This is a genomic window from Pseudomonas sp. NPDC088429, from assembly GCF_044753305.1.
Classification (GTDB): Bacteria; Pseudomonadota; Gammaproteobacteria; order Pseudomonadales; family Pseudomonadaceae; genus Aquipseudomonas; species Aquipseudomonas rustica.
The window spans coordinates 1-19,116 of sequence record NZ_JBIVMX010000057.1 but is presented as its reverse complement, the minus strand read 5'-3'; the positions used below and the strand labels follow the sequence as shown (position 1 = coordinate 19,116).

General features: G+C 59.9%; 19 protein-coding genes. 10 read left to right on the top strand and 9 right to left on the bottom strand.

The features are described from left to right. Positions 1-65: 65 nt before the first annotated feature. The 3 genes from ACIP66_RS22475 to arsC are packed head-to-tail and all read right to left on the bottom strand — an operon-like array spanning position 66 to position 1,440. Positions 66-491 carry a DUF2069 domain-containing protein gene (locus ACIP66_RS22475; RefSeq protein ID WP_400650965.1) on the bottom strand — a complete coding sequence of 142 codons (426 nt, stop codon included), beginning with the start codon at positions 489-491 and terminating at the stop codon, positions 66-68. A gap of 2 nt (positions 492-493) precedes the next feature. Further along, a complete protein-coding gene (wrbA, locus tag ACIP66_RS22470; protein WP_400650962.1) occupies positions 494-1,090 on the bottom strand; it encodes an NAD(P)H:quinone oxidoreductase in 597 nt (198 codons plus the stop codon). Beyond that, the gene (gene arsC / locus ACIP66_RS22465) at positions 1,087-1,440 is read right to left on the bottom strand and encodes an arsenate reductase (glutaredoxin) (protein WP_053122778.1); all 354 of its coding nucleotides are present in this window, start codon (positions 1,438-1,440) and stop codon (positions 1,087-1,089) included. The genes wrbA and arsC overlap by 4 nt, the downstream gene beginning before the upstream one ends. Positions 1,441-1,553: 113 nt before the next feature. Here arsC and ACIP66_RS22460 point away from each other — a divergent pair, with 113 nt between their 5' ends. After that, a complete protein-coding gene (locus ACIP66_RS22460; RefSeq protein ID WP_159814989.1) occupies positions 1,554-2,021 on the top strand; it encodes a TlpA disulfide reductase family protein in 468 nt (155 codons plus the stop codon). 138 nt (positions 2,022-2,159) lie between these two features. On the opposite strand, the gene ACIP66_RS22455 is transcribed toward ACIP66_RS22460, so the two are convergent. Both ACIP66_RS22455 and ACIP66_RS22450 read right to left on the bottom strand, forming a co-directional pair. Beyond that, positions 2,160-2,564, bottom strand: a complete 405-nt coding sequence (locus tag ACIP66_RS22455) for an META domain-containing protein (protein WP_053122774.1) — start codon at positions 2,562-2,564, stop codon at positions 2,160-2,162. Further along, positions 2,564-2,998 carry a hypothetical protein gene (locus tag ACIP66_RS22450; protein ID WP_038367468.1) on the bottom strand — a complete coding sequence of 145 codons (435 nt, stop codon included), beginning with the start codon at positions 2,996-2,998 and terminating at the stop codon, positions 2,564-2,566. The genes ACIP66_RS22455 and ACIP66_RS22450 overlap by 1 nt, the downstream gene beginning before the upstream one ends. Positions 2,999-3,131: 133 nt before the next feature. Here ACIP66_RS22450 and ACIP66_RS22445 point away from each other — a divergent pair, with 133 nt between their 5' ends. Then, positions 3,132-3,587, top strand: a complete 456-nt coding sequence (locus tag ACIP66_RS22445; protein WP_400650956.1) for a hypothetical protein — start codon at positions 3,132-3,134, stop codon at positions 3,585-3,587. A gap of 3 nt (positions 3,588-3,590) precedes the next feature. On the opposite strand, the gene ACIP66_RS22440 is transcribed toward ACIP66_RS22445, so the two are convergent. Next, positions 3,591-4,580 (bottom strand): 2-hydroxyacid dehydrogenase, encoded by a 990-nt coding sequence (locus ACIP66_RS22440; protein WP_400650953.1) that lies wholly within the window; start codon positions 4,578-4,580, stop codon positions 3,591-3,593. A gap of 82 nt (positions 4,581-4,662) precedes the next feature. Beyond that, a complete protein-coding gene (locus ACIP66_RS22435; protein WP_053123306.1) occupies positions 4,663-7,416 on the bottom strand; it encodes a response regulator in 2,754 nt (917 codons plus the stop codon). A 219-nt stretch (positions 7,417-7,635) separates the two neighbouring features. On the opposite strand from ACIP66_RS22435, the gene ACIP66_RS22430 reads away from it, so the two are divergent. The 8 genes from ACIP66_RS22430 to ACIP66_RS22395 all read left to right on the top strand — a co-directional run bounded on the left by ACIP66_RS22430 (position 7,636) and on the right by ACIP66_RS22395 (position 17,303). Further along, positions 7,636-8,358, top strand: a complete 723-nt coding sequence (locus tag ACIP66_RS22430) for a response regulator transcription factor (RefSeq protein ID WP_400650950.1) — start codon at positions 7,636-7,638, stop codon at positions 8,356-8,358. Then, positions 8,345-9,769: a histidine kinase sensor domain-containing protein gene (locus ACIP66_RS22425; RefSeq protein ID WP_400650947.1), complete on the top strand. Its 1,425-nt coding sequence runs from the start codon at positions 8,345-8,347 to the stop codon at positions 9,767-9,769. Before ACIP66_RS22430 ends, ACIP66_RS22425 begins: the two co-directional genes overlap by 14 nt. Positions 9,770-9,967: 198 nt before the next feature. Next, positions 9,968-10,870, top strand: a complete 903-nt coding sequence (cysM, locus tag ACIP66_RS22420; RefSeq protein WP_053122764.1) for a cysteine synthase CysM — start codon at positions 9,968-9,970, stop codon at positions 10,868-10,870. Then, the gene (rlmD, locus tag ACIP66_RS22415; protein ID WP_212543816.1) at positions 10,870-12,246 is read left to right on the top strand and encodes a 23S rRNA (uracil(1939)-C(5))-methyltransferase RlmD; all 1,377 of its coding nucleotides are present in this window, start codon (positions 10,870-10,872) and stop codon (positions 12,244-12,246) included. The genes cysM and rlmD overlap by 1 nt, the downstream gene beginning before the upstream one ends. Positions 12,247-12,347: 101 nt before the next feature. After that, on the top strand, positions 12,348-14,591 hold the full coding sequence (gene relA / locus ACIP66_RS22410) for a GTP diphosphokinase (RefSeq protein WP_053122760.1): 2,244 nt from the start codon (positions 12,348-12,350) through the stop codon (positions 14,589-14,591). Positions 14,592-14,722: 131 nt separating this feature from the next. Beyond that, positions 14,723-15,556, top strand: coding sequence for a nucleoside triphosphate pyrophosphohydrolase (mazG, locus tag ACIP66_RS22405; protein WP_400650982.1), 834 nt, complete (start codon positions 14,723-14,725; stop codon positions 15,554-15,556). Positions 15,557-15,582: 26 nt separating this feature from the next. After that, complete coding sequence (locus tag ACIP66_RS22400) at positions 15,583-16,125, top strand: DUF2058 domain-containing protein (RefSeq protein WP_053122756.1); 543 nt, start codon at positions 15,583-15,585, stop codon at positions 16,123-16,125. A gap of 230 nt (positions 16,126-16,355) precedes the next feature. Beyond that, entirely contained in the window at positions 16,356-17,303 is a 948-nt protein-coding gene (locus ACIP66_RS22395) for a hypothetical protein (RefSeq protein ID WP_400650943.1), read from the top strand. 66 nt (positions 17,304-17,369) lie between these two features. On the opposite strand, the gene ACIP66_RS22390 is transcribed toward ACIP66_RS22395, so the two are convergent. Further along, positions 17,370-17,558 carry a hypothetical protein gene (locus ACIP66_RS22390; RefSeq protein WP_008079144.1) on the bottom strand — a complete coding sequence of 63 codons (189 nt, stop codon included), beginning with the start codon at positions 17,556-17,558 and terminating at the stop codon, positions 17,370-17,372. 500 nt (positions 17,559-18,058) lie between these two features. Then, positions 18,059-19,116 (bottom strand): beta-ketoacyl-ACP synthase I (gene fabB, locus ACIP66_RS22385; protein WP_400650941.1); only part of this gene is annotated, 1,058 nt, incomplete at its 5' end.

Here is a 19,116-nt window from a genome sequence, read left to right as displayed (position 1 = left end):
CGGCAGCTCCTACAGGGAAATGCATTCCAAATGTAGGAGCTGCCGAAGGCTGCGATCTTTTTCCATCAGGCGACGGAGATTTCTCCCTCGCCAGCCAACTTGCGATTCAACTGATACCGCCACCGCACATACAACAGCGCCGAGCAGAACACCGCCAGACTCGCGAGCATCTCCAGCACACCAAACAACTGCCGGTTCGGGTCATACGCCGCCAGTGCGCCTTTGATGAAATACAGATTCACCACAAAACACATCCACGAATGGCCACGGGCGCTGCCCATGATCATCGCCGGGGCGAGAACCAGCCACGGGATCAGTTCGACCAGCAGAATCACCCACGGCCGCGCGCCGTGCAGATCGGCGAAAATCAGATAGTACGCAGCGAGCAACCCGGCCAAGGCAAAAAAGCTCAGCAGACTGACCAACCGCATCGCTTTCACGCGCGGCTCAAGCCACTCGACCGAGGGCAGGATTTTCGGCTTCTTCGCCATCGTCAGCCCTCCAGTTTCTGCGCAGTCCTGGCCAGACGATGGCCGAGCGCACGGCATAGCGCGACTTCGTGCTGATCCAGACCCTTTTTGCCGTCCGCCCCAGCATGATGGCTGGCGCCGTAAGGCGTGCCGCCGCCCTGAGTTTCCAGCAGCGCCGATTCGCTGTACGGCAGACCGGTGATGAGCATGCCGTGGTGCAGCAGTGGCAGCATCATCGACAGCAGCGTGGTTTCCTGACCGCCGTGCAAACTGGCGGTGGAGGTGAACACGCCGGCCGGTTTGCCAACCAGAGCACCGGTCAGCCACAGGTTGCTGGTGCCGTCGAGGAAGTATTTCAGCGGCGCGGCCATGTTGCCGAAACGCGTCGGGCTACCGAGGGCCAGGCCGGCGCAGTTTTTCAGATCATCCAGCGTGGCGTAGAGCGCGCCTTCGTCCGGAATGCTCGGTGCAACGGCTTCGCACTCGGTGGAGATCGCCGGCACGGTACGCAAACGCGCTTCGAGGCCAGCCTGCTCGACACCGCGAGCAATCTGCCGCGCCATCTCGTTGGTCGAGCCATTGCGGCTGTAATACAACACCAGAATGTACGGCGCGCTCACGGCAGCAACTCCAGCACATTTTCCGGCGGACGACCGATCACGGCTTTGTCGCCGACTTCAAGAATCGGTCGCTCCATCAGTTTCGGATGCTGGGCGATGGCGTCAATCAATTGCGCTTCGCTGAGGCTTTCATCCGCCAGTTGAAGCATTTTGTATTCATCTTCCCCGGTACGCAGCAACTGGCGTGCGCTGATCCCGAGCTTGCCGAGCAGGGCCTTGATTTGCGCCGCATTCAGCGGGGTTTCGAGGTAACGCACGACGTTTGGGCTCAGGCCGCGGGCTTCGATAAGTTCCAGCGCGCCGCGGGATTTCGAGCAGCGCGGATTGTGATAAAGCGTCAGATCGGTCATGGCGGGTCGCTTCTGGCGTAAAGTGGCGGCTATTCTAACTGTGCAGCGCGCAATCCAGAACCGTCAGAGGCGATGGGTCGCAGGCGCGTTTAAATTTTCACAAGGAACATGACATGACACGGCGATTGGCAGCGGCATTGACGATTATCGGGGCGTTGATGCTGGGGGGCTGCGGCAACGACTACGGCATCGACCAGAACGGGCAGAAAGTCGCGTCCGAGCGTCTGGACAAACAATGGGTTGTGCTCAACTACTGGGCCGAATGGTGCGGGCCGTGCCGAACGGAGATTCCGGAACTCAATCATCTGGCTGACGAGCTCAAGGGCAAGAACGTCGGCGTGTTCGGGGTTAACTTCGACAACGTGCAGGGCGCGGAGCTGAAAGAGGCCAGTGAAAAACTCGGTATCAAGTTCACCGTGCTGGCGCAGGATCCGGCGGAGTTGTTCGACGTGCCGCGCAGTGAAGCGCTGCCGGTGACGTACATCATCGACAACAAAGGCAAGGTGCGTGAACAGCTGATGGGCGAGCAGACGGCGGCGGGGGTGATGGCGAAGCTGGAGGCGTTGCAGGCTACTAAATAGGTTGTTGCCGGTCAGGCTCGTTCCCACGCCGGAGTGTGGGAACGATCAAAAGATCGCAGCCTTCGGCAGCTCCTACAGGGGGTACGCGGACTCATGTAGGAGCTGCCGAAGGCTGCGATCTTTTTTGCGGCTGAACAATCAGCCCTCTTCCAGCCACCAACGCAAAGGCTTGCCTTCAGCCGGCCAGAAGCGCATCTGCTCGATCGGCGAGATGTCCCAGCGCTCGACATGTTCCAGCGCCTCGAGGAAACGTTGCTCCTGCTCCATCAACGCCGGCGCGCACAGTTTGCGGGTCTTGCCGATTTTGCCGAAGCTCAGCTTGTCGCCTTCCAGCGTGTACGGCGCGAACCAATGGTTGCAGCCGCCGTTGCCGTAAGCGCGACCATCCTCGCCGAGGGTCACGGTCAGATGGCTGTAATCCATCAATGGCCGTTCACCGATCCATTCCAGAATGTAGCTGCGGTTTTGTTGCAGTTGCACAGGCTCAGCCGCGCAACCCACCAGACCAACACCGACCAACGCGGTCAGGGCAAAGCGTTTCATCACGCAGGCTCCTGGCATTTCGGGCACAGGTGCTTGTCGCCAACGGCTTTCCAGCCCAGCTCGGCAATCCGCGCGGTGGCGGCCGGTTTCTCTGCGGTTTTGCCAAGCTTGGCGTCCACGGCGAATTCAAAGCTCAGCTCTTTGGCGCAGCTGTCGCAGTTGACTTGCCAAGTGTGGATCGCCAGTTCGCCGAACACCGGGCCGGTGGTCATCGCAGTCCATTGGCCCGGCGGATTGATCAGGTGGCGGACGGTTTCGACGGTCAGGCGCATGGACAAATCCTTGCTGCCTTTGAGGGTGACCAACAGCGCGTCACCGATGCGAATCGAACCACCGTTGCCGGTGACCTGATAGCGGCCCGGAACGAGGGCGCGGCATTCGGTGAGGGTGTGTTGCGGGTTCATCAGCGTGTAGCGGAAATCGTGTTCGACCATGGGTCCTCCAAATATGCGCGACATGCTAGCACGGGCTCGATTGCAGGATGATGCGCGCGTGCGACCTTCGATCCGGTTCAAATCGACCCGCACCCATGGCAAACTGCCGCCCTCGACTCTGAAGGAACGGAACATGGCGCTGATCGAATGTTATGAATGCAAGCGGAACATCAGTTCCGAAGCCTTGGTGTGCATTCATTGCGGGGCTCCGATGGCCGAGCAAGCGGCGCATGTGCAAGCGCAGGCCGCCGCTGCCCCCACGAAGGCCTCGACGATTTCTTTCGGCAGCCTGCCGCGCAACAAGGCTGTGCCGGAGGCCGTTGTCCCGCCCGCCGCTGAGCCGCTACCCAAAGTGATGCCCGCCGCAGCAGGGCGCCGTCGTCGTCAGCAAGCGGCGCAACCGGTTCAACCGCAGATCAATTCCGATGGCAGCCGCCCGGTCGAAGGCTGGCTGAAGATCATGATCTTCCTGCTGCCGATGGTGTTTGTCTGGTTCCTGCTGCGCAACGGGCACTCGGCGAAACAACGGCTGTTCGGCTTCGGCTGGCTGGCCCTGCTGATTCTGGCGTCGTCGCTGTCGCCGAAATAACGGTCAGCCCTCGACCTGGTTCTGCGGCGCACCCGCCGCCCAGGTCGCGATGTTGTGCAGCGTGGTTGCCGCGATCGCGCCCAGTGCCTCGCGCGTGAGAAACGCCTGATGCGCGGTGATGATCACGTTAGGAAAGGTCAGCAACCGCGCCAGCACATCGTCCTGCAACGGCAAGTCCGAGCGATCCTCGAAAAACAGCTGCGCCTCTTCTTCGTAGACATCCAGCCCCAGATAACCGAGTTGCCCGTCCTTCAGTGCGTCGATCAGCGCTGGCGTGTCGACCAATCCGCCGCGCCCGGTGTTGATCAGCATCGCGCCGGCCTGCATGTGCGCCAGTGACTCGCGGTTGATCAGGTGTTTGCTCTGCTCATTGAGGGGGCAGTGCAGGCTGATGATTCGCGACTGCGCGAGCAGCTCCGGCAAGCTCAGATAACGCGCGCCCAAAGCGACAACGTCCGGGTTTGGATACGGGTCGTAAGCGAGCAACTTGCAGCCGAAACCATGCATGATTTTCGCGAAGGTCGCACCGATCTGCCCGGTGCCGACGATGCCCACCGTTTTGCCGACCAGATCAAACCCGGTCAGACCGTGCAGGGTGAAATCGCCTTCGCGGGTGCGGTTGTAGGCGCGGTGCAGACGACGGTTGAGGGCGAGAATCAGTGCCACCGCATGTTCAGCGACAGCATGCGGCGAATACGCGGGAACACGCACGACCGCCAGTCCTAAACGCTTGGCGGCAGGCAGATCGACATGGTTGTAACCCGCCGAACGCAAGGCAATCAGCCGCGTGCCGCCAGCGGCGAGGCGTTCCAGCACCGGAGCACTGAGATCGTCATTGATAAACGCGCAAACCACTTCGTGTTGGTCGGCGAGGGCCGCTGTGTCGAGGCTGAGCCGGGCCGGTTGAAAATGAAGTTCGAGATCCGCCGGGCAGTCGGCGGCGAGGAAGCTGTCGCGGTCGTAGGTCTGACTGCTGAAAACGATCGTGCGCATGAAATCCTCCTGGAGCATCGACGCGGGTTGAAACACCCGCGAGCACTTTAGCGGCAACAGCGGTAAGCGGTGTTGCGCTGGGTCAGGCGCTGATCTTCGCTTGGGTGGCCAGGCGATTGATCGAGCGTTCCAGTTCATCCAGCGCTGCCGAGGCCTTGGGGTCGTCTTGCTTGAGCAGGGTTTCGCTGCGCTGGCAGGCCGCGCGCAATTGCGGCACGCCGCAGTAACGGGTGGCGCCATGCAGGCGATGCACGCGCTCGAGCAAAGCGTTTTGATCGTGGCTGTCGCGGGCCGTGCGAATCGCTTCGCGGTCGGCTTCAAGCGAGGCCAGCAGCATCGCCAGCATGTCCGCCGCCAGATCGGCTTTGCCGGCGGCCAGGCGCAAACCTTCGTCGTGATCGAGCACCGGCAATTCATGGTTGAGTGCAGCGCTGTCGCTGAGTCGATCCGGCGCCTGATTGCGCAACGCCAGACCGGTCCACTTCAACACCACCTGCGCCAGTTGCCGCTCGCTGATCGGTTTGGTCAGGTAATCGTCCATGCCGCTTTGCAGCAGCGCGCGTTTTTCGTTGGCCATCGCGTGGGCGGTGAGGGCGACGATTGGCAGCGGCGTGCAATGCCGCTCGCTTTCCCACTGGCGAATGGTTTCGGTGCTCTGGCGCCCGTCCATGCCGGGCATCTGCACGTCCATCAGCACCAGATCGAAGGATTCCGTTTGCACGGCTTTGACAGCGGCGTAACCGCTCTCGACCGCGAGGACTTTGGCGCCCATGTCTTCGAGCAAGGTCTGCACCAGCAACAGGTTTGCCGGGTTGTCGTCGACGCACAGCACACGCGGTGCGCGACTCGACAACGGCTCGCCGGGCTCGCTGCGCATTTGGCGCGGATTGACCAGATCGGACAAGGCCCGGCGCAACTTGCGCGTGCAGGCCGGTTTCGCCTGCAACTGGCTGTGCGGGTTGGGCACCGACAGATGGAACAGCGTCTGCTCGGTGGTCGGGCACAGCACCAGTACTTTGCAGCCGAGGTGTTCGAGATCCCAGATGTGCTGGTTCAAACGCTCCGGCAGCATGTCGTTGCTGGTGATGCCGATGACCGCCAGATCAATCGCCTGATCGGTCTGATGCGCGCCGGTGACGCCATTGGTCAAGGTTTCGAGGGTATTGAACGGTGTGACGTCGAGGCCGCAATCTTCCAGTTGATGCTGCAAGGCCTGACGCGCCAGTTCGTGATTTTCCAGCACCGCCACGCGGCGCCCGAGCAGCGGCGCGGCGGGCAGGTCTTCGGCGTCGTCGCGGGTTTTTGGCAGGCTCAGGCTGATCCAGAATTCCGAACCCTCGCCCGGCGTGCTGTCGACGCCGATTTCGCCGCCCATCTGCTCGATCAAGCGTTTGGAAATCACCAGCCCCAACCCGGTGCCGCCGGGCTGGCGCGACAACGAATTGTCGGCCTGGCTGAACGCCTGAAACAGTGCGCGCACGTCCTGATTCGACAGGCCGATGCCGGTGTCCTGAATGCTGATGCGCAGTTGCACGCTATCTTCGTGCTCTTCTTCGAGCATGGCGCGGGCGACGATGGTGCCTTCGCGGGTGAACTTGATCGCGTTGCTGACCAGATTGGTGAGGATCTGCTTGAGGCGCAGCGGATCGCCGACCAGCGACAGCGGCGTGTCGCGATACACCAGACTGACCAGCTCCAATTGCTTGGCGTGCGCGGCTGGGGCGAGGATGGTCAGGGTGTCCTGCAACAGGTCGCGCAGGTTGAATGGAATATGGTCGAGCACCAGTTTGCCGGCCTCGATTTTCGAGAAGTCGAGGATCTCGTTGATGATCCCCAGCAGGCTGTCGGCGGATTTTTCGATGGTGCCCAGATAATCGAGCTGACGCGGGGTCAGTTCGCTTTTCTGCAACAGATGCGTGAAGCCGAGAATGCCGTTGAGTGGCGTGCGGATCTCGTGGCTCATGTTGGCGAGGAATTCGGATTTGATCCGGCTCGCCTCCAGCGCTTCTTTGCGCGCCAGATCCAGTTCGATGTTCTGGATCTCGATGGTTTCCAGATTCTGGCGCACGTCTTCGGTGGCCTGATCGACGCTGTGCTGCAACTCTTCGCGGGCATTCTGCAGGGTGCCGGCCATGCGATTGATGCCGGAAGCGAGTTCATCCAGTTCCTGACTGCCGAGCGGCGGCAGGCGGGTTTCCAGATGACCGTCCTTGAGTTGCGCGACGGCCTGTTTGATCTGGCCCAGCGGACGGTTGATGGTGCGGCCCATGCGCAGCGCCAGCAGCGCGGCACCGGCCAGACCGGCGACAATTAATAGAAGGCTGGCGAACAGGCTGCGATATCCGCGCAGCAGCATGCCGTTGTGCGACAGCTCCAGTTCGACCCAGCCGAGCAGGCGATCGGACTCTGCCGGGATCAGTTCGCCGGCGAGGTTGCGATGCTTGCCGAACACCGGCATCAGGTAACGCGTCGCATCATTGCCGCTGCGTCGTTGCAGTTGCGCGCTGTCACCGCTCGGCGCTTGATTGAGCATGGTCGGGCCGGCGTGGGCCAGCGGTGAGCGATCCGGCGCTAGGAACGTCACCGCGCGCACATCGGGTTGTTCAAGGGATTGCGTGGCGATGCGCTCGAGCAACTCATTGTTGCCGTGGCCCATGGCGGGCGCGACCAGCGGGGCCAGTTGTTCGGCGATCATTTCGCCGCGCTGCATCAATTGGCTCTGCAAGTCGGACTGCTGCATCCAGGTGAAATAGCCACCCAGCACCAGCGCCATCAGGCTGGTCGGCAACAAGGTCAGCAACAACACGCGACCTTTGATTCCCAGTTTCTTGAGCACGCCTATCTCCTGCATCCCGCTGATCTGTTGACTCATGCGTGCATCCGGCACGCGACATTGGCGCAGTGTAGCGATTTGCTCGCGGGCAATCTCCGGAAAAATGGTGTCGCCATCGGTCAGCGTGTGGGTGCTCGTTTGTCCGAAGGGCTAACCATCAGTTGCCCGATGCCCGGCAATCTTGAATAATCGCCCTCAACTGAGAATGACTTGCAGATACTCATGACTCCTGTTTCCGTTGGCCAGCCACGCATACTTTCCATCGAGGACGATCCGGTACTCGGCGCCTATGTTCACGAACATCTGGGCCGCAGCGGCTTTCAGGTGACCTGGTGCCAGAACGGTCAGGAGGGCTTGAACATTGCCAAGCGCCAGCCGTTCGACGTGGTGCTGATGGATATTCTGCTGCCGGGCATGGACGGTTTGAACGTGCTGACGCAATTGCGCCAAAGCCATTCGACGCCGGTGCTGCTGATGTCGGCCCTGGGTGCCGAGGCCGATCGCATCAGCGGTTTCCGCCTCGGTGCCGATGATTATCTGCCCAAGCCGTTCAGCATGGCCGAGCTGCATGTGCGCATCGAAGCGATCCTGCGCCGGGTCGCGCTGGATCGGCGTCCGGCGGCGAGTGCGCCTGCCGCGACTACCAGCGGGCTGCGCTTTGACGATGAACAGTGCGACGTATTCTTCCGTGAGCAGCCTGCCGGGCTGACCCGCAGCGAATTCCGTCTGCTGGAAACCCTCAACCGCAATGATGAAGAAGTGCTGAGCAAGGCCTTCCTTTATCAGCACGTTTTGCAACGCGGCTACGCGGCCCACGATCGCAGCCTCGACATGCACATCAGCCAGATCCGCCGCAAACTCAAAGCCATCGGTTACACCGAGCGGGAAGTGCGCACGGTGTGGGGCAAGGGTTATGTACTGAGCGGTGCCGATGAAACTGTCTGAACTGCCGGGCCGCCATTCGCTGTTCTGGAAACTCGCCTGTCTGCTGGTCGCGTTCTGCCTGCTGATGATCTGGCTCAGTTGGTCGTGGGGCCGCTATATGGAGGAGCGCAACCAGTTCCTCTCCGACGAGGCGCGCGGCACGCTGGCGCGGTATGCCGGTGAGGCCGAACGTGCGTTTCAAAGCGGCGGTCGCAGCGGTATTGATGACTGGTTACAGAGCATGGAATTGCGCGAGGCCAGTTGGGTCGGCGTGATCGGCGGCAATTTGCAGTCGCTGAGCAACGATCCGCTGAACGATCAGGAAACCCAGCACCTGACCTTTTTGCGCGGCCTCGACTGGCCGATTCACAAACAGGGGCGGCCGTGGCTGCGCATTCCATTTCCCAAAGACCCGGCTGCCGGCAGTCTGGTGATCGAATTGCCCGAGCGTTTTCTGCCGGGCAAATATCGGGTGTTCTGGCGGGTGATCACCAACGGCGTGATTCCGGGACTGTTCACTTTGCTGTTGTGTGTCGGGTTGTATCGCTTGCTGGTGGTGCCGCTGAATAATTTGCGCGAACAGGCCAACGCCTGGCGTGCTGATCAATTGAATGTGCGGTTGTCGAGCGGGATTACCCAGCGCCCGGATGAGCTCGGCGAACTGGCAAGGGCGTTTGACTCGATGTCCGAACGCCTGCAATCCACCGTCGCCCTGCAACAGCAATTGCTCCGCGACCTGTCCCACGAATTGCGCACGCCGCTGAGCCGCCTGCGCGTGGCCAGCGAAAGTGAGCAAGGTCTGCCGCAATTGCGCGATCGCATCGGGCGTGAAGTCGACGGCATGCAACGGCTGGTCGAAGACACCTTGCAACTGGCTTGGCTCGACACCGACCGCACGCCACTGCCGGACGAGGCGATCCAGATTCAGGCGCTGTGGGAAATGCTGACCGACAACGCCTGTTACGAAAGCGGCTGGCCGAGCCTGCAATTGCAGTGTTCGGTCGAGGCATCCTGCTGGGTGCGCGGCAATCTGAATACCTTGGCGCAAGCGCTGGAAAACATTCTGCGCAACGCCATTCGTCATTCGCCGGAAGGCGGGATCGTCCGGCTCGATGGGCGGCGTGATGGCGATTACTGGCATTTGTGGCTGGAGGATCAGGGCGGTGGCGTCGCTGACGCGGATCTGCAGCGAATCTTTTTGCCATTCACCCGACTCGACGGCTCGCGGCCTGGCGACGGTGGGTTTGGTTTGGGGCTGAGCATTGCGCGCAATGCGGTGCAGCGTCAGGGCGGGTTTATTTGGGCGGAGAATAGCGGGGCGGGGTTGCGGCTGAATTTGCGCTTGATGGCGGATGATTGTGTTGCGCCGACTGACGCCATCGCGAGCAGGCTCACTCCTACATTGGATTTGCGTTCACCGCAAATCGTCTGAACAGCATCGATCCCCTGTAGGAGTGAGCCTGCTCGCGATGAGGCCCTTCGATTCAGTATTCACCTTAAAAGTCTCACCAGTGGTGAGACAAATGCTGCTTATTCCCATAAACCATAAGCACCGCACTTTGCGTGATATGGCCTGCGCGGGTTTGCCGGTATGATAGGCGCCCCCGCACGTCTGGATTGCGAATACGCCATGACCTTGCAGTACCCAACCATCGCCGATTGCGTCGGCAACACTCCGCTGGTGCGTTTGCAGCGCCTGCCCGGTGCCACCAGCAACACCCTATTGCTCAAGCTCGAAGGGAATAACCCGGCGGGTTCGGTCAAGGATCGTCCGGCGTTGTCGATGATCACTCGCGCCGAGTTGCGTGGGCAGATCCACGCCGGCGATACGCTGATTGAAGCGACTTCGGGTAATACCGGCATTGCGCTGGCCATGGCCGCCGCGATCAAGGGTTACAAGATGATCCTGATCATGCCGGACAATTCCAGCGCCGAGCGCAAAGCGGCGATGACCGCTTACGGTGCCGAGCTGATTCTGGTCAGTCAGGAAGAAGGCATGGAAGGCGCGCGCGACCTCGCGCAGCGTATGGAAGCCGAAGGCCGTGGCAAGGTGCTCGATCAGTTCGCCAATGGCGACAATCCTGAAGCGCACTACACCACCACCGGCCCGGAAATCTGGCGTCAGACCCAGGGCACCATCACCCATTTCGTCAGTTCGATGGGCACCACCGGCACCATCATGGGCGTGTCGCGCTACTTGAAAGAGCAGAGCGATAACGTGCAGATCGTCGGTTTGCAGCCGATGGAAGGCTCGGCCATTCCCGGCATTCGCCGCTGGCCGCAGGAATACCTGCCGAAGATTTATCAGGCCGATCGCGTTGATCGCATCGTCGACATGGCGCAAAGCGAGGCCGAGGACGTCACCCGTCGTCTGGCCCGCGAAGAAGGCATCTTCTGCGGCGTGTCCTCGGGCGGTGCGGTGGCAGCGATGTTGCGCCTGTCCAAAGAAGTTGAAAACGCGGTGATCGTCGCGATCATCTGCGACCGTGGCGACCGTTACCTGTCGACCGGCATTTTCGACGCGCCCAACTGATGGCCAAGCACGAGAGAGGCCTGCGCTTTCAGCCCACTGGCGGAAGCAAGGCCCCGCAAATTCCGACCGGCAAGAAGCAGCGCTTGAGCATTGAGCGCCTGGCCAATGACGGTCGCGGTATCGCGTTTTTCGAAGGCAAAACCTGGTTCGTCCTCGGCGCCCTTGCCGGTGAAGAGGTCGAAGCGCGGGTGCTCGGCGCCCACGGCAAAGTGGTCGAGGCGCGCACCGAGCGCGTGTTCACCGCCAGCGAACTGCGTCGCCCGGCGCCGTGTCAGCATGCCGGTCGTTGTGGCGGTTGCAGCGTTCAGCATTTGCCCCACAGCGAACAACTTGCCCTGAAACAGCGCATGCTCGCCGAGCAATTGTCGCGCGTTGCCGGTGTCGAACCTGAAGAGTGGGCAGCGCCGCTGACCGGCCCGGAATTCGGCTATCGCCGTCGTGCCCGGATCGCGGTGCGCTGGGACATGAAAGCGAAGAAACTCGAAGTCGGTTTCCGCGCGGCTGGCAGTCAGGACATCGTCGCGATCAGCGAATGCCCGGTGCTGGTACAGCCCTTGCAACCGATCATGACCCGTTTGCCGGAGATGCTCCGTCGCTTGAGCAAGCCGCAAGCGTTGGGTCACGTCGAGTTGTTCAGCGGTTCGTCGCTGGCGGTATTGCTGCGGCACATGGCGCCGTTGTCCGAGGCGGATCTGAGCATCCTCAAGGACTTCTGCCAATTCCATGAAGCGCAACTGTGGCTGCATGGCGAAGGCGAGCCACAGCCGGTCGATGCCACGCAGTCGCTGGGCTATCGCCTGGAGCAGTGGGATTTGAACCTGGCGTACCGGCCGGGCGACTTTATTCAGGTCAACGCCGGCGTCAACGAAGCGATGGTCGCGCAGGCGCTGGACTGGTTGAAGCCAGGCAGCGATGAGCGCGTGCTGGATCTGTTCTGCGGCCTCGGCAACTTTGCCTTGCCGCTGGCCAAATCCGTGCGTGAAGTGGTGGCGGTCGAAGGCGTGCAGACCATGGTTGATCGCGCCGCAGCCAACGCTGCTAGTAACAATTTGCATAACACAAAGTTTTTTCAAGCCGATTTATCCCAGCCTTTGAGCCATGCTCAGTGGATCGGAAACGGTTTTTCTGCGGTACTCTTGGATCCACCGCGTGACGGTGCTTTCGAGGTGGTACGCAAGCTGGCGACCCTGGGCGCGAAGCGGTTGGTGTATGTGTCGTGCAACCCGGCAACGCTGGCGCGCGACACGGTCGAATTGATCAAGCAGGGCTACCGGTTAAAACGTGCCGGGATTCTCGATATGTTTCCTCAGACGGCACATGTCGAGGCCATGGCGTTATTTGAAGCGAGCCAGGACGGCTCGTCTGAATCCGCCTGACCTGTCCGCGCAGCGCTCGCATCAGCCCCGCGAGCGCAAACGGGCAGTAGAGGTCAGCGATTTGACGCATTGAATCTGCGTCGTAGGGAAGGTAAAGCAAGATGGTACAGGTGAGAGCACACCAGCCGATCAACACTGACGGCAGTATCAATCTCGAGGCTTGGCTCGATCACGCGGTCAGTGTCGATCTGGCACTGGATCGCGAAGCCTTGAAAGAAGCCTGCGAGTTCGCTCGCGAGGCCGAACAACAGTCCAATGCCAAGAAGAATCTGTGGGCCGAAGGCTCCGGCAGTTTCAGCACGGGACTTGAGATCGCCGAGATTCTCGCCGACCTCAAACTCGATCAGGATTCGCTGGTCGCTGCGGTGCTGTATCGCGGCGTGCGCGAAGGCCAGATCGAACTCGCGGCCATCAGCCAGCGCTTCGGCCCGGTGGTGGCCAAGCTGATCGACGGCGTGCAGCGCATGGCTGCGATCAGCGCCAGCCTCAGTCCGCGTCAGTCGATGGTGATGGGCACGCAAGGGCAGGTGGAAAACCTGCGCAAGATGCTCGTGGCGATGGTCGACGACGTGCGCGTCGCGCTGATCAAACTGGCCGAACGTACCTGCGCGATTCGTGCGGTGAAAACCGCCGACGATGAAAAGCGTAACCGCGTCGCCCGCGAAGTGTTCGACATCTATGCGCCGCTCGCGCATCGCCTCGGCATCGGTCATATCAAATGGGAACTGGAGGACTTGTCCTTCCGTTACCTCGAGCCGGATCAATACAAGCAGATCGCCAAGTTGCTCCACGAGCGACGGCTTGATCGCGAGCGTTTCATCGCCGACGTGATGACCCAGCTCAAGGACGAATTGCAGGCCACCGGCGTTGACGCCGACATCAGCGGCCGGGCCAAACACATCTATTCGATCTGGCGCAAAATGCAGCGCAAGGGTCTGGAATTCAGCCAGATCTACGACGTGCGTGCGGTGCGTGTGCTGGTGCCGGAAATGCGCGACTGCTACACCGCGCTCGGTATCGTCCACACCTTGTGGCGGCACATCCCGAAAGAATTCGACGACTACATCGCCAACCCGAAAGAGAACGGCTACCGCTCACTGCACACGGCGGTGATCGGCCCTGAGGGTAAAGTGCTTGAGGTGCAGATTCGTACGCACTCGATGCACGAAGAAGCCGAACTCGGCGTCTGCGCGCACTGGCGCTACAAAGGCACCGACGTCAAATCCGGTTCGAATCACTACGAAGAGAAAATCTCCTGGCTGCGTCAGGTGCTCGAGTGGCACGAAGAACTGGGCGATATCGGTGGTCTGGCCGAACAGTTGCGCGTCGATATCGAACCGGATCGGGTCTACATCTTCACCCCCGACGGTCACGCCATCGACTTGCCGAAAGGCGCGACGCCGCTGGACTTCGCTTACCGCGTGCACACCGAGATCGGTCACAACTGCCGTGGCGCGAAGATCAACGGGCGCATCGTCCCGCTCAACTACAGCCTGCAGACCGGTGAGCAGGTCGAGATCATCACCAGCAAGCACGGCACGCCGAGCCGCGACTGGCTGAACTCGAACCTCGGTTACGTCACCACCTCGCGGGCGCGGGCGAAGATTGTTCACTGGTTTAAATTGCAGGCGCGTGATCAGAACGTCGCCGCCGGTAAAACCCTGATCGAACGCGAACTGGCGCGCCTCGGTCTGCCAGCGGTGGACTTCGACAAGCTGGCCGACAAGGCCAACATGAAAACCGCCGAAGACATGTTCGCCGCCCTTGGTGCCGGCGACTTGCGTCTGGCGCAACTGGTCAACCTCGCGCAACAACTGGTCGAGCCGGAGCGTGGTAATGAACAGCTGGAACTGATACCGCGCAAAGCCACCGGTTACAAACCGGGCAAGCGCGGCGACATTCAGATTCAGGGCGTCGGTAACTTGATGACGCAGATGGCCGGCTGCTGCCAGCCGCTGCCGGGCGATGCGATCGTCGGCTACATCACACAGGGCCGTGGCGTGAGCATTCACCGTCAGGACTGCGCCTCGGTGCTGCAACTGTCGGGGCGCGAGCCAGAGCGGATCATTCAGGTCAGCTGGGGCCCGGTGCCGGTGCTCACCTATCCGGTGGACATTATCATCCGTGCCTACGACCGTTCCGGTCTGCTGCGTGACGTTTCCCAGGTGCTGCTCAATGAGCGCATCAACGTGCTGGCGGTCAACACCCGCTCGAACAAAGAGGACAACACCGCGTTGATGTCCCTGACCATCGAGATCCCGGGTCTGGATGCGCTGGGGCGGTTGCTGGGACGTATATCGCAGTTGCCGAACATCATCGAAACGCGGCGTAACCGTACCCCGTGAAGATCGACGCCGATCAACTGTGGGAGCGAGCCTGCTCGCGAAGAGGGTGTGTCAGTCGACATCATTGTTGCAGACACACCGCTTTCGCGAGCAGGCTCGCTCCCACAAGGTTTTGTGGTGAGAGATAAATGATGTACAGCCTTGAAGACCTGCTCCATCTGATGAGCCGCCTGCGCGATCCGCAGTTCGGTTGCCCGTGGGACATCAAGCAAACCTACGCGACCATCGTTGCGCACACCCTCGAAGAAGCCTACGAAGTGGCCGATGCAATTGAGCGTGGCGACTTCGATCATTTGCAGGGCGAGCTCGGCGATCTGTTGTTCCAGGTCGTCTATTACAGCCAGTTGGCCAAGGAAGAAGGGCGCTTCGAATTTACCGGGGTGATCGACAGCATCACTCGCAAACTCATCCGTCGTCATCCGCATGTGTTCCCAACGGGCGATCTGTACGCGCCGCTGGACGTTCCGCGCTTGAGCGAAGAACAGGTCAAGCAGCGCTGGGAAGAGATCAAGGCCGAAGAACGTGCCGAGCAATCCGCTGCGCCCGAGCAACTCTCGCTGCTCGACGACGTGCCGGCCACGCTGCCAGCCTTGTCACGGTCAGCCAAGTTGCAAAAGCGTGCCGGGCAGGTCGGTTTCGACTGGCCGGAGGCCTTGCCGGTGTTCGACAAGGTGCGCGAAGAACTAGACGAAGTCCTCGAAGCCATGTCGCAAAACGATCCTGTCGCCATGGCGGACGAGATCGGTGACTTGCTGTTTTCGGTGGTCAATCTGGCCCGGCATCTGAAGGTCGACCCGGAAACTTCGCTGCGTGGCGCCAACAGCAAATTCGAAAGACGCTTCCGTTTTATCGAACAGGCATTGCGCGACACCCACCGTCCCATAGAAGATTGCACCCTCGAAGAGTTGGACGCCCTGTGGGGCGAAGCCAAACGTCAGGAAAAGAATGCGCCCAGCTGCGGCTGAGCAACTGCCCAAGTGAGTAAGCATTAATGAGTATTTCCCTTCGCGACCAGTTGCTCAAAGCAGGCCTGGTCAACCAAAAGCAGGCCAAGCAGGTCGGCAAAGACAAGCAGAAGCAGCAGCGTCTGGCGCATAAAGGCCAGATCGAACTGGATGACTCGCAACAGCGCGCCGCTCAGGAAGCCAAGGCCGAGAAGGTCAAGCGCGACCAGGAGCTGAACCGCCAACAGCAGGAGAAAGTAGAAGCCAAGGCGCGTGCTGCTCAGGTCAAGCAACTGATTGAAGTCTCGCGTCTGCCGAAGCTGACCACCGAGGACTACTACAACTTCGTCGACGACAAGAAGGTCAAGCGAATCTCGGTCAACACGCTGATGCGCAACAAGCTCAGCAGCGGTTCGCTGGCGATCGTCCACCATGCCGGCGGCTACGAAGTGATTCCGCGTGAAGCGGCCCTGAAGATTCAGGAGCGCGATCCGCAGCGCATCGTCCAACTCAACGTGCAGACCGAAGAAGTCAGCACCGAGGACGATCCGTACGCGGCGTATCAGATCCCTGATGATCTGATGTGGTAATGGTTTAAATGTTCTAGCGGCTTACATCTTTGCTAGTACTTTGAAAGTGTTTATAGATTGAACCCGCCGATTCGTATCGATACGATCGGCGGGTTTTCTTTTGGCAGAAATTAACGTGTTTGAAGTGTGAGGATTTTGCGCTGCTTATAAACAGCGCGTTGCATTTTTATATGGGTTTTTTTGTAGGGGAGAATAAATGGAATTAACTTGAATGAATAAGGATATTGCTAATGTTATTAAGCATTGCTTCGTTGCGCCAACCCACTTTTGAACCGCAGTTTTTTGAGTTGCGGGCGCCTGGCCAGTCAATTACCGATTACGTGATCAGCGAACTGGATGTGCGGGCCGATTACGTACGCCGCAAGATCAGGATCGCCGCCAAGGCCGCTGCCGCGGATCACGATGGCGCGGACTGTCTGTTCTTCACCCTGCCAGAGTTTTTCTGGAATATCCCTTGGCGTGAAGTCGACAGCGAAGAAGAGCTTCACGAACTAACGACCGCTTACCTGGAAAAAGTCCCCGCGTACATTTCGTCGTTAATGAAAGATTTGCCCATGGAACACTATGGCAAGATTGTACTGTTGGCGGGAAGTTGTGCGACGTTGGTAAAGATAGGCGAGGGTGACGCAAGTTATTACGAGGTCATCAACTATTTGCTGACCATCACAAATAAAGAATACGAGGCAGATATACCGTTGATGTCGATGTGGCCCAAGCGTCATGTTTCCGGCATCGATTTTGGTCAGCATATTGGCAATGAAGATGGTTTCTGGTTCTTCAGGCTGTTTGATGAGTTTGTCATCAAGGTCAAGGATTACAGTTCCGTCAGCGCGGAGCACAGTTACTTTGACGGATACGAAGGGCTGTTTATCAATAGCCTGGTGCCGGGATGCCCGTTCGGCATTAACGTGTGCCTTGACTATGCCGTGCTGAGGGAAGGTGAGCGGGATAAGGAAGTTGAAATCCCTGAAGTGAAAATCGACTTTCTGATTGCCTGCGGCATGTCTTTGGACTACGACAAGCAGCACCCGACTGCCGTGCAATACTCGATCAGGAATGACGGCATGGGCCGTGGTGCATGTGAGGTGGTCAGACTCGAGCAGGGGCTGATCGTCGATGAAATAGCTTCGGAGGAGATCGACGACAACCTTTATTTGAGTGTGATTCGCGTGGTGTGAAGGTTCTGATGTTGTTGCAGCCTGCCACCCCGAAAGGGGCAGGCTGCAACCCTGAAGAGTGGTGAGTCAGGCGGATCGTAAATCCCGTTGCTGTTCTTGCACTTCCAGTTCGGCCTTGTAGTTGTGGGCATCGATCTCGTTGTGGAACATGCCGACCAGCAAGTCTTGTTGATGCACATCCCAGATCCGTATACCCGCGGCTACGCCTTCATGGGACATGTGTGAATCGTCGCGTTCAGTTACTTTTACAGTCATCTGCTAGCTCCAATCTCTGGTTTATCTGCAGCAAGGCGTGTGCAGGACTCTTTTATATGTTTTGTTAGCTTGCTAAGTAAACGGCTGATTTGTGCAATGTGTTGTTGCGGTTTTTGCAACAGTGCTGCAGCCCCCGTAAACCGCGACATTCGGTCGCAGGGGGTAAAGTTTCATGACAGAAGTTTCATTTCCAGACGCACGCAACCCTGTGTAGGAGCTGCCGAAGGCTGCGATCTTGATCGTTCCCACGCTCCGCATCGTTGATCGTTCCCACGCTCTGCGTGGGAATGCCTCTTGGGACGCTCTGCGTCCAGTGACGCGGAGCGTCACGGGCAGCATTCCCACGCAGAGCGTGGGAACGATCAGACGGGCAGCATTCCCACGCAGAGCGTGGGAACGATCAGATAGGGGATTTGTGTTGGGCCAGGAGTTTTCTTCAGACGAAAAAAAACGCCCCGAACCAGTCGGGGCGTTTTTATGTGTGGCTCAAGCTCGGGGAATTACTTGCCTTCCCAGCGCTTCAGTACCAGCGTGGCGTTGGTGCCGCCGAAGCCGAAGCTGTTGCTCATCACGGTGTTGATCGTGGCGTTCTCGCGGGTCTTGGTCAGCACCGGCAGATCGGCCACTTCAGGATCCAGCTCGTCGATGTTGGCGGAGCCGGCAATGAAGTTGCCTTCCATCATCAGCATGCAATAGATCGCTTCGTGAACGCCGGCAGCGCCCAGGGAGTGACCGGACAGGCTCTTGGTCGAGCTGATCGCAGGTGCCTTGTCGCCGAACACTTCACGCACACCTTTCATTTCCGCAACGTCGCCGACCGGAGTCGAAGTGCCGTGGGTGTTCAGGTAGTCGATCGGGGTATCAACGGTGGACATCGCCATCTGCATGCAGCGGATCGCGCCTTCGCCGCTCGGGGCAACCATGTCGTAGCCGTCGGACGTCGCGCCGTAGCCAACGATTTCGGCGTAGATTTTCGCGCCACGGGCCAGAGCGTGTTCCAGCTCTTCAACCACGACCATGCCGCCACCGCCAGCGATGACGAAACCGTCACGGTCTTTGTCGTAGGCACGGGAAGCCAGTTCCGGGGTGTCGTTACGCTTGCTGGACAGAGCGCCCATGGCGTCGAACAGGAACGACTGGCTCCAGTGCTCTTCTTCACCGCCACCGGCGAAGACGATGTCCTGCTTGCCCATCTGAATCTGTTCCATGGCGGTACCGATGCAGTGAGCACTGGTGGCGCTGGCAGAAGCGATGGAGTAGTTCAGGCCCTTGATCTTGAATGGCGTGGCCAGGCAAGCGGAAACGGTGCTGCTCATGGTCCGCGTGACACGGTATGGGCCAACGCGCTTCACGCCTTTCTCGCGCAGGATGTCCAGCGCTTCCATCTGGTTCAGCGTGGAAGCACCACCGGAGCCAGCAACGAGGCCGGTACGCGGGTTGGACACTTGCTCTTCGGTCAGGCCGGAGTCAGCAATGGCGTCTTTCATGGCCAGGTAGGCGTAAGCCGCTGCGTGGCCGACGAAGCGATAGATCTTGCGATCGATCAGCTCTTCAAGGT

Coding starts and splice junctions, on each gene's coding strand:
- mazG (WP_400650982.1), top strand. CDS start 14,723: ATGTACAGCCTTGAAGACCTGCTCCATCTGATGAGCCGCCTGCGCGAT.
- cysM (WP_053122764.1), top strand. CDS start 9,968: ATGACCTTGCAGTACCCAACCATCGCCGATTGCGTCGGCAACACTCCG.
- ACIP66_RS22430 (WP_400650950.1), top strand. CDS start 7,636: ATGACTCCTGTTTCCGTTGGCCAGCCACGCATACTTTCCATCGAGGAC.
- ACIP66_RS22450 (WP_038367468.1), bottom strand. CDS start 2,998: ATGGTCGAACACGATTTCCGCTACACGCTGATGAACCCGCAACACACC.
- relA (WP_053122760.1), top strand. CDS start 12,348: ATGGTACAGGTGAGAGCACACCAGCCGATCAACACTGACGGCAGTATC.
- ACIP66_RS22425 (WP_400650947.1), top strand. CDS start 8,345: ATGAAACTGTCTGAACTGCCGGGCCGCCATTCGCTGTTCTGGAAACTC.
- ACIP66_RS22390 (WP_008079144.1), bottom strand. CDS start 17,558: ATGACTGTAAAAGTAACTGAACGCGACGATTCACACATGTCCCATGAA.
- ACIP66_RS22460 (WP_159814989.1), top strand. CDS start 1,554: ATGACACGGCGATTGGCAGCGGCATTGACGATTATCGGGGCGTTGATG.
- rlmD (WP_212543816.1), top strand. CDS start 10,870: ATGGCCAAGCACGAGAGAGGCCTGCGCTTTCAGCCCACTGGCGGAAGC.
- arsC (WP_053122778.1), bottom strand. CDS start 1,440: ATGACCGATCTGACGCTTTATCACAATCCGCGCTGCTCGAAATCCCGC.
- ACIP66_RS22475 (WP_400650965.1), bottom strand. CDS start 491: ATGGCGAAGAAGCCGAAAATCCTGCCCTCGGTCGAGTGGCTTGAGCCG.
- ACIP66_RS22455 (WP_053122774.1), bottom strand. CDS start 2,564: ATGAAACGCTTTGCCCTGACCGCGTTGGTCGGTGTTGGTCTGGTGGGT.
- ACIP66_RS22395 (WP_400650943.1), top strand. CDS start 16,356: ATGTTATTAAGCATTGCTTCGTTGCGCCAACCCACTTTTGAACCGCAG.
- ACIP66_RS22440 (WP_400650953.1), bottom strand. CDS start 4,580: ATGCGCACGATCGTTTTCAGCAGTCAGACCTACGACCGCGACAGCTTC.
- ACIP66_RS22445 (WP_400650956.1), top strand. CDS start 3,132: ATGGCGCTGATCGAATGTTATGAATGCAAGCGGAACATCAGTTCCGAA.
- ACIP66_RS22400 (WP_053122756.1), top strand. CDS start 15,583: ATGAGTATTTCCCTTCGCGACCAGTTGCTCAAAGCAGGCCTGGTCAAC.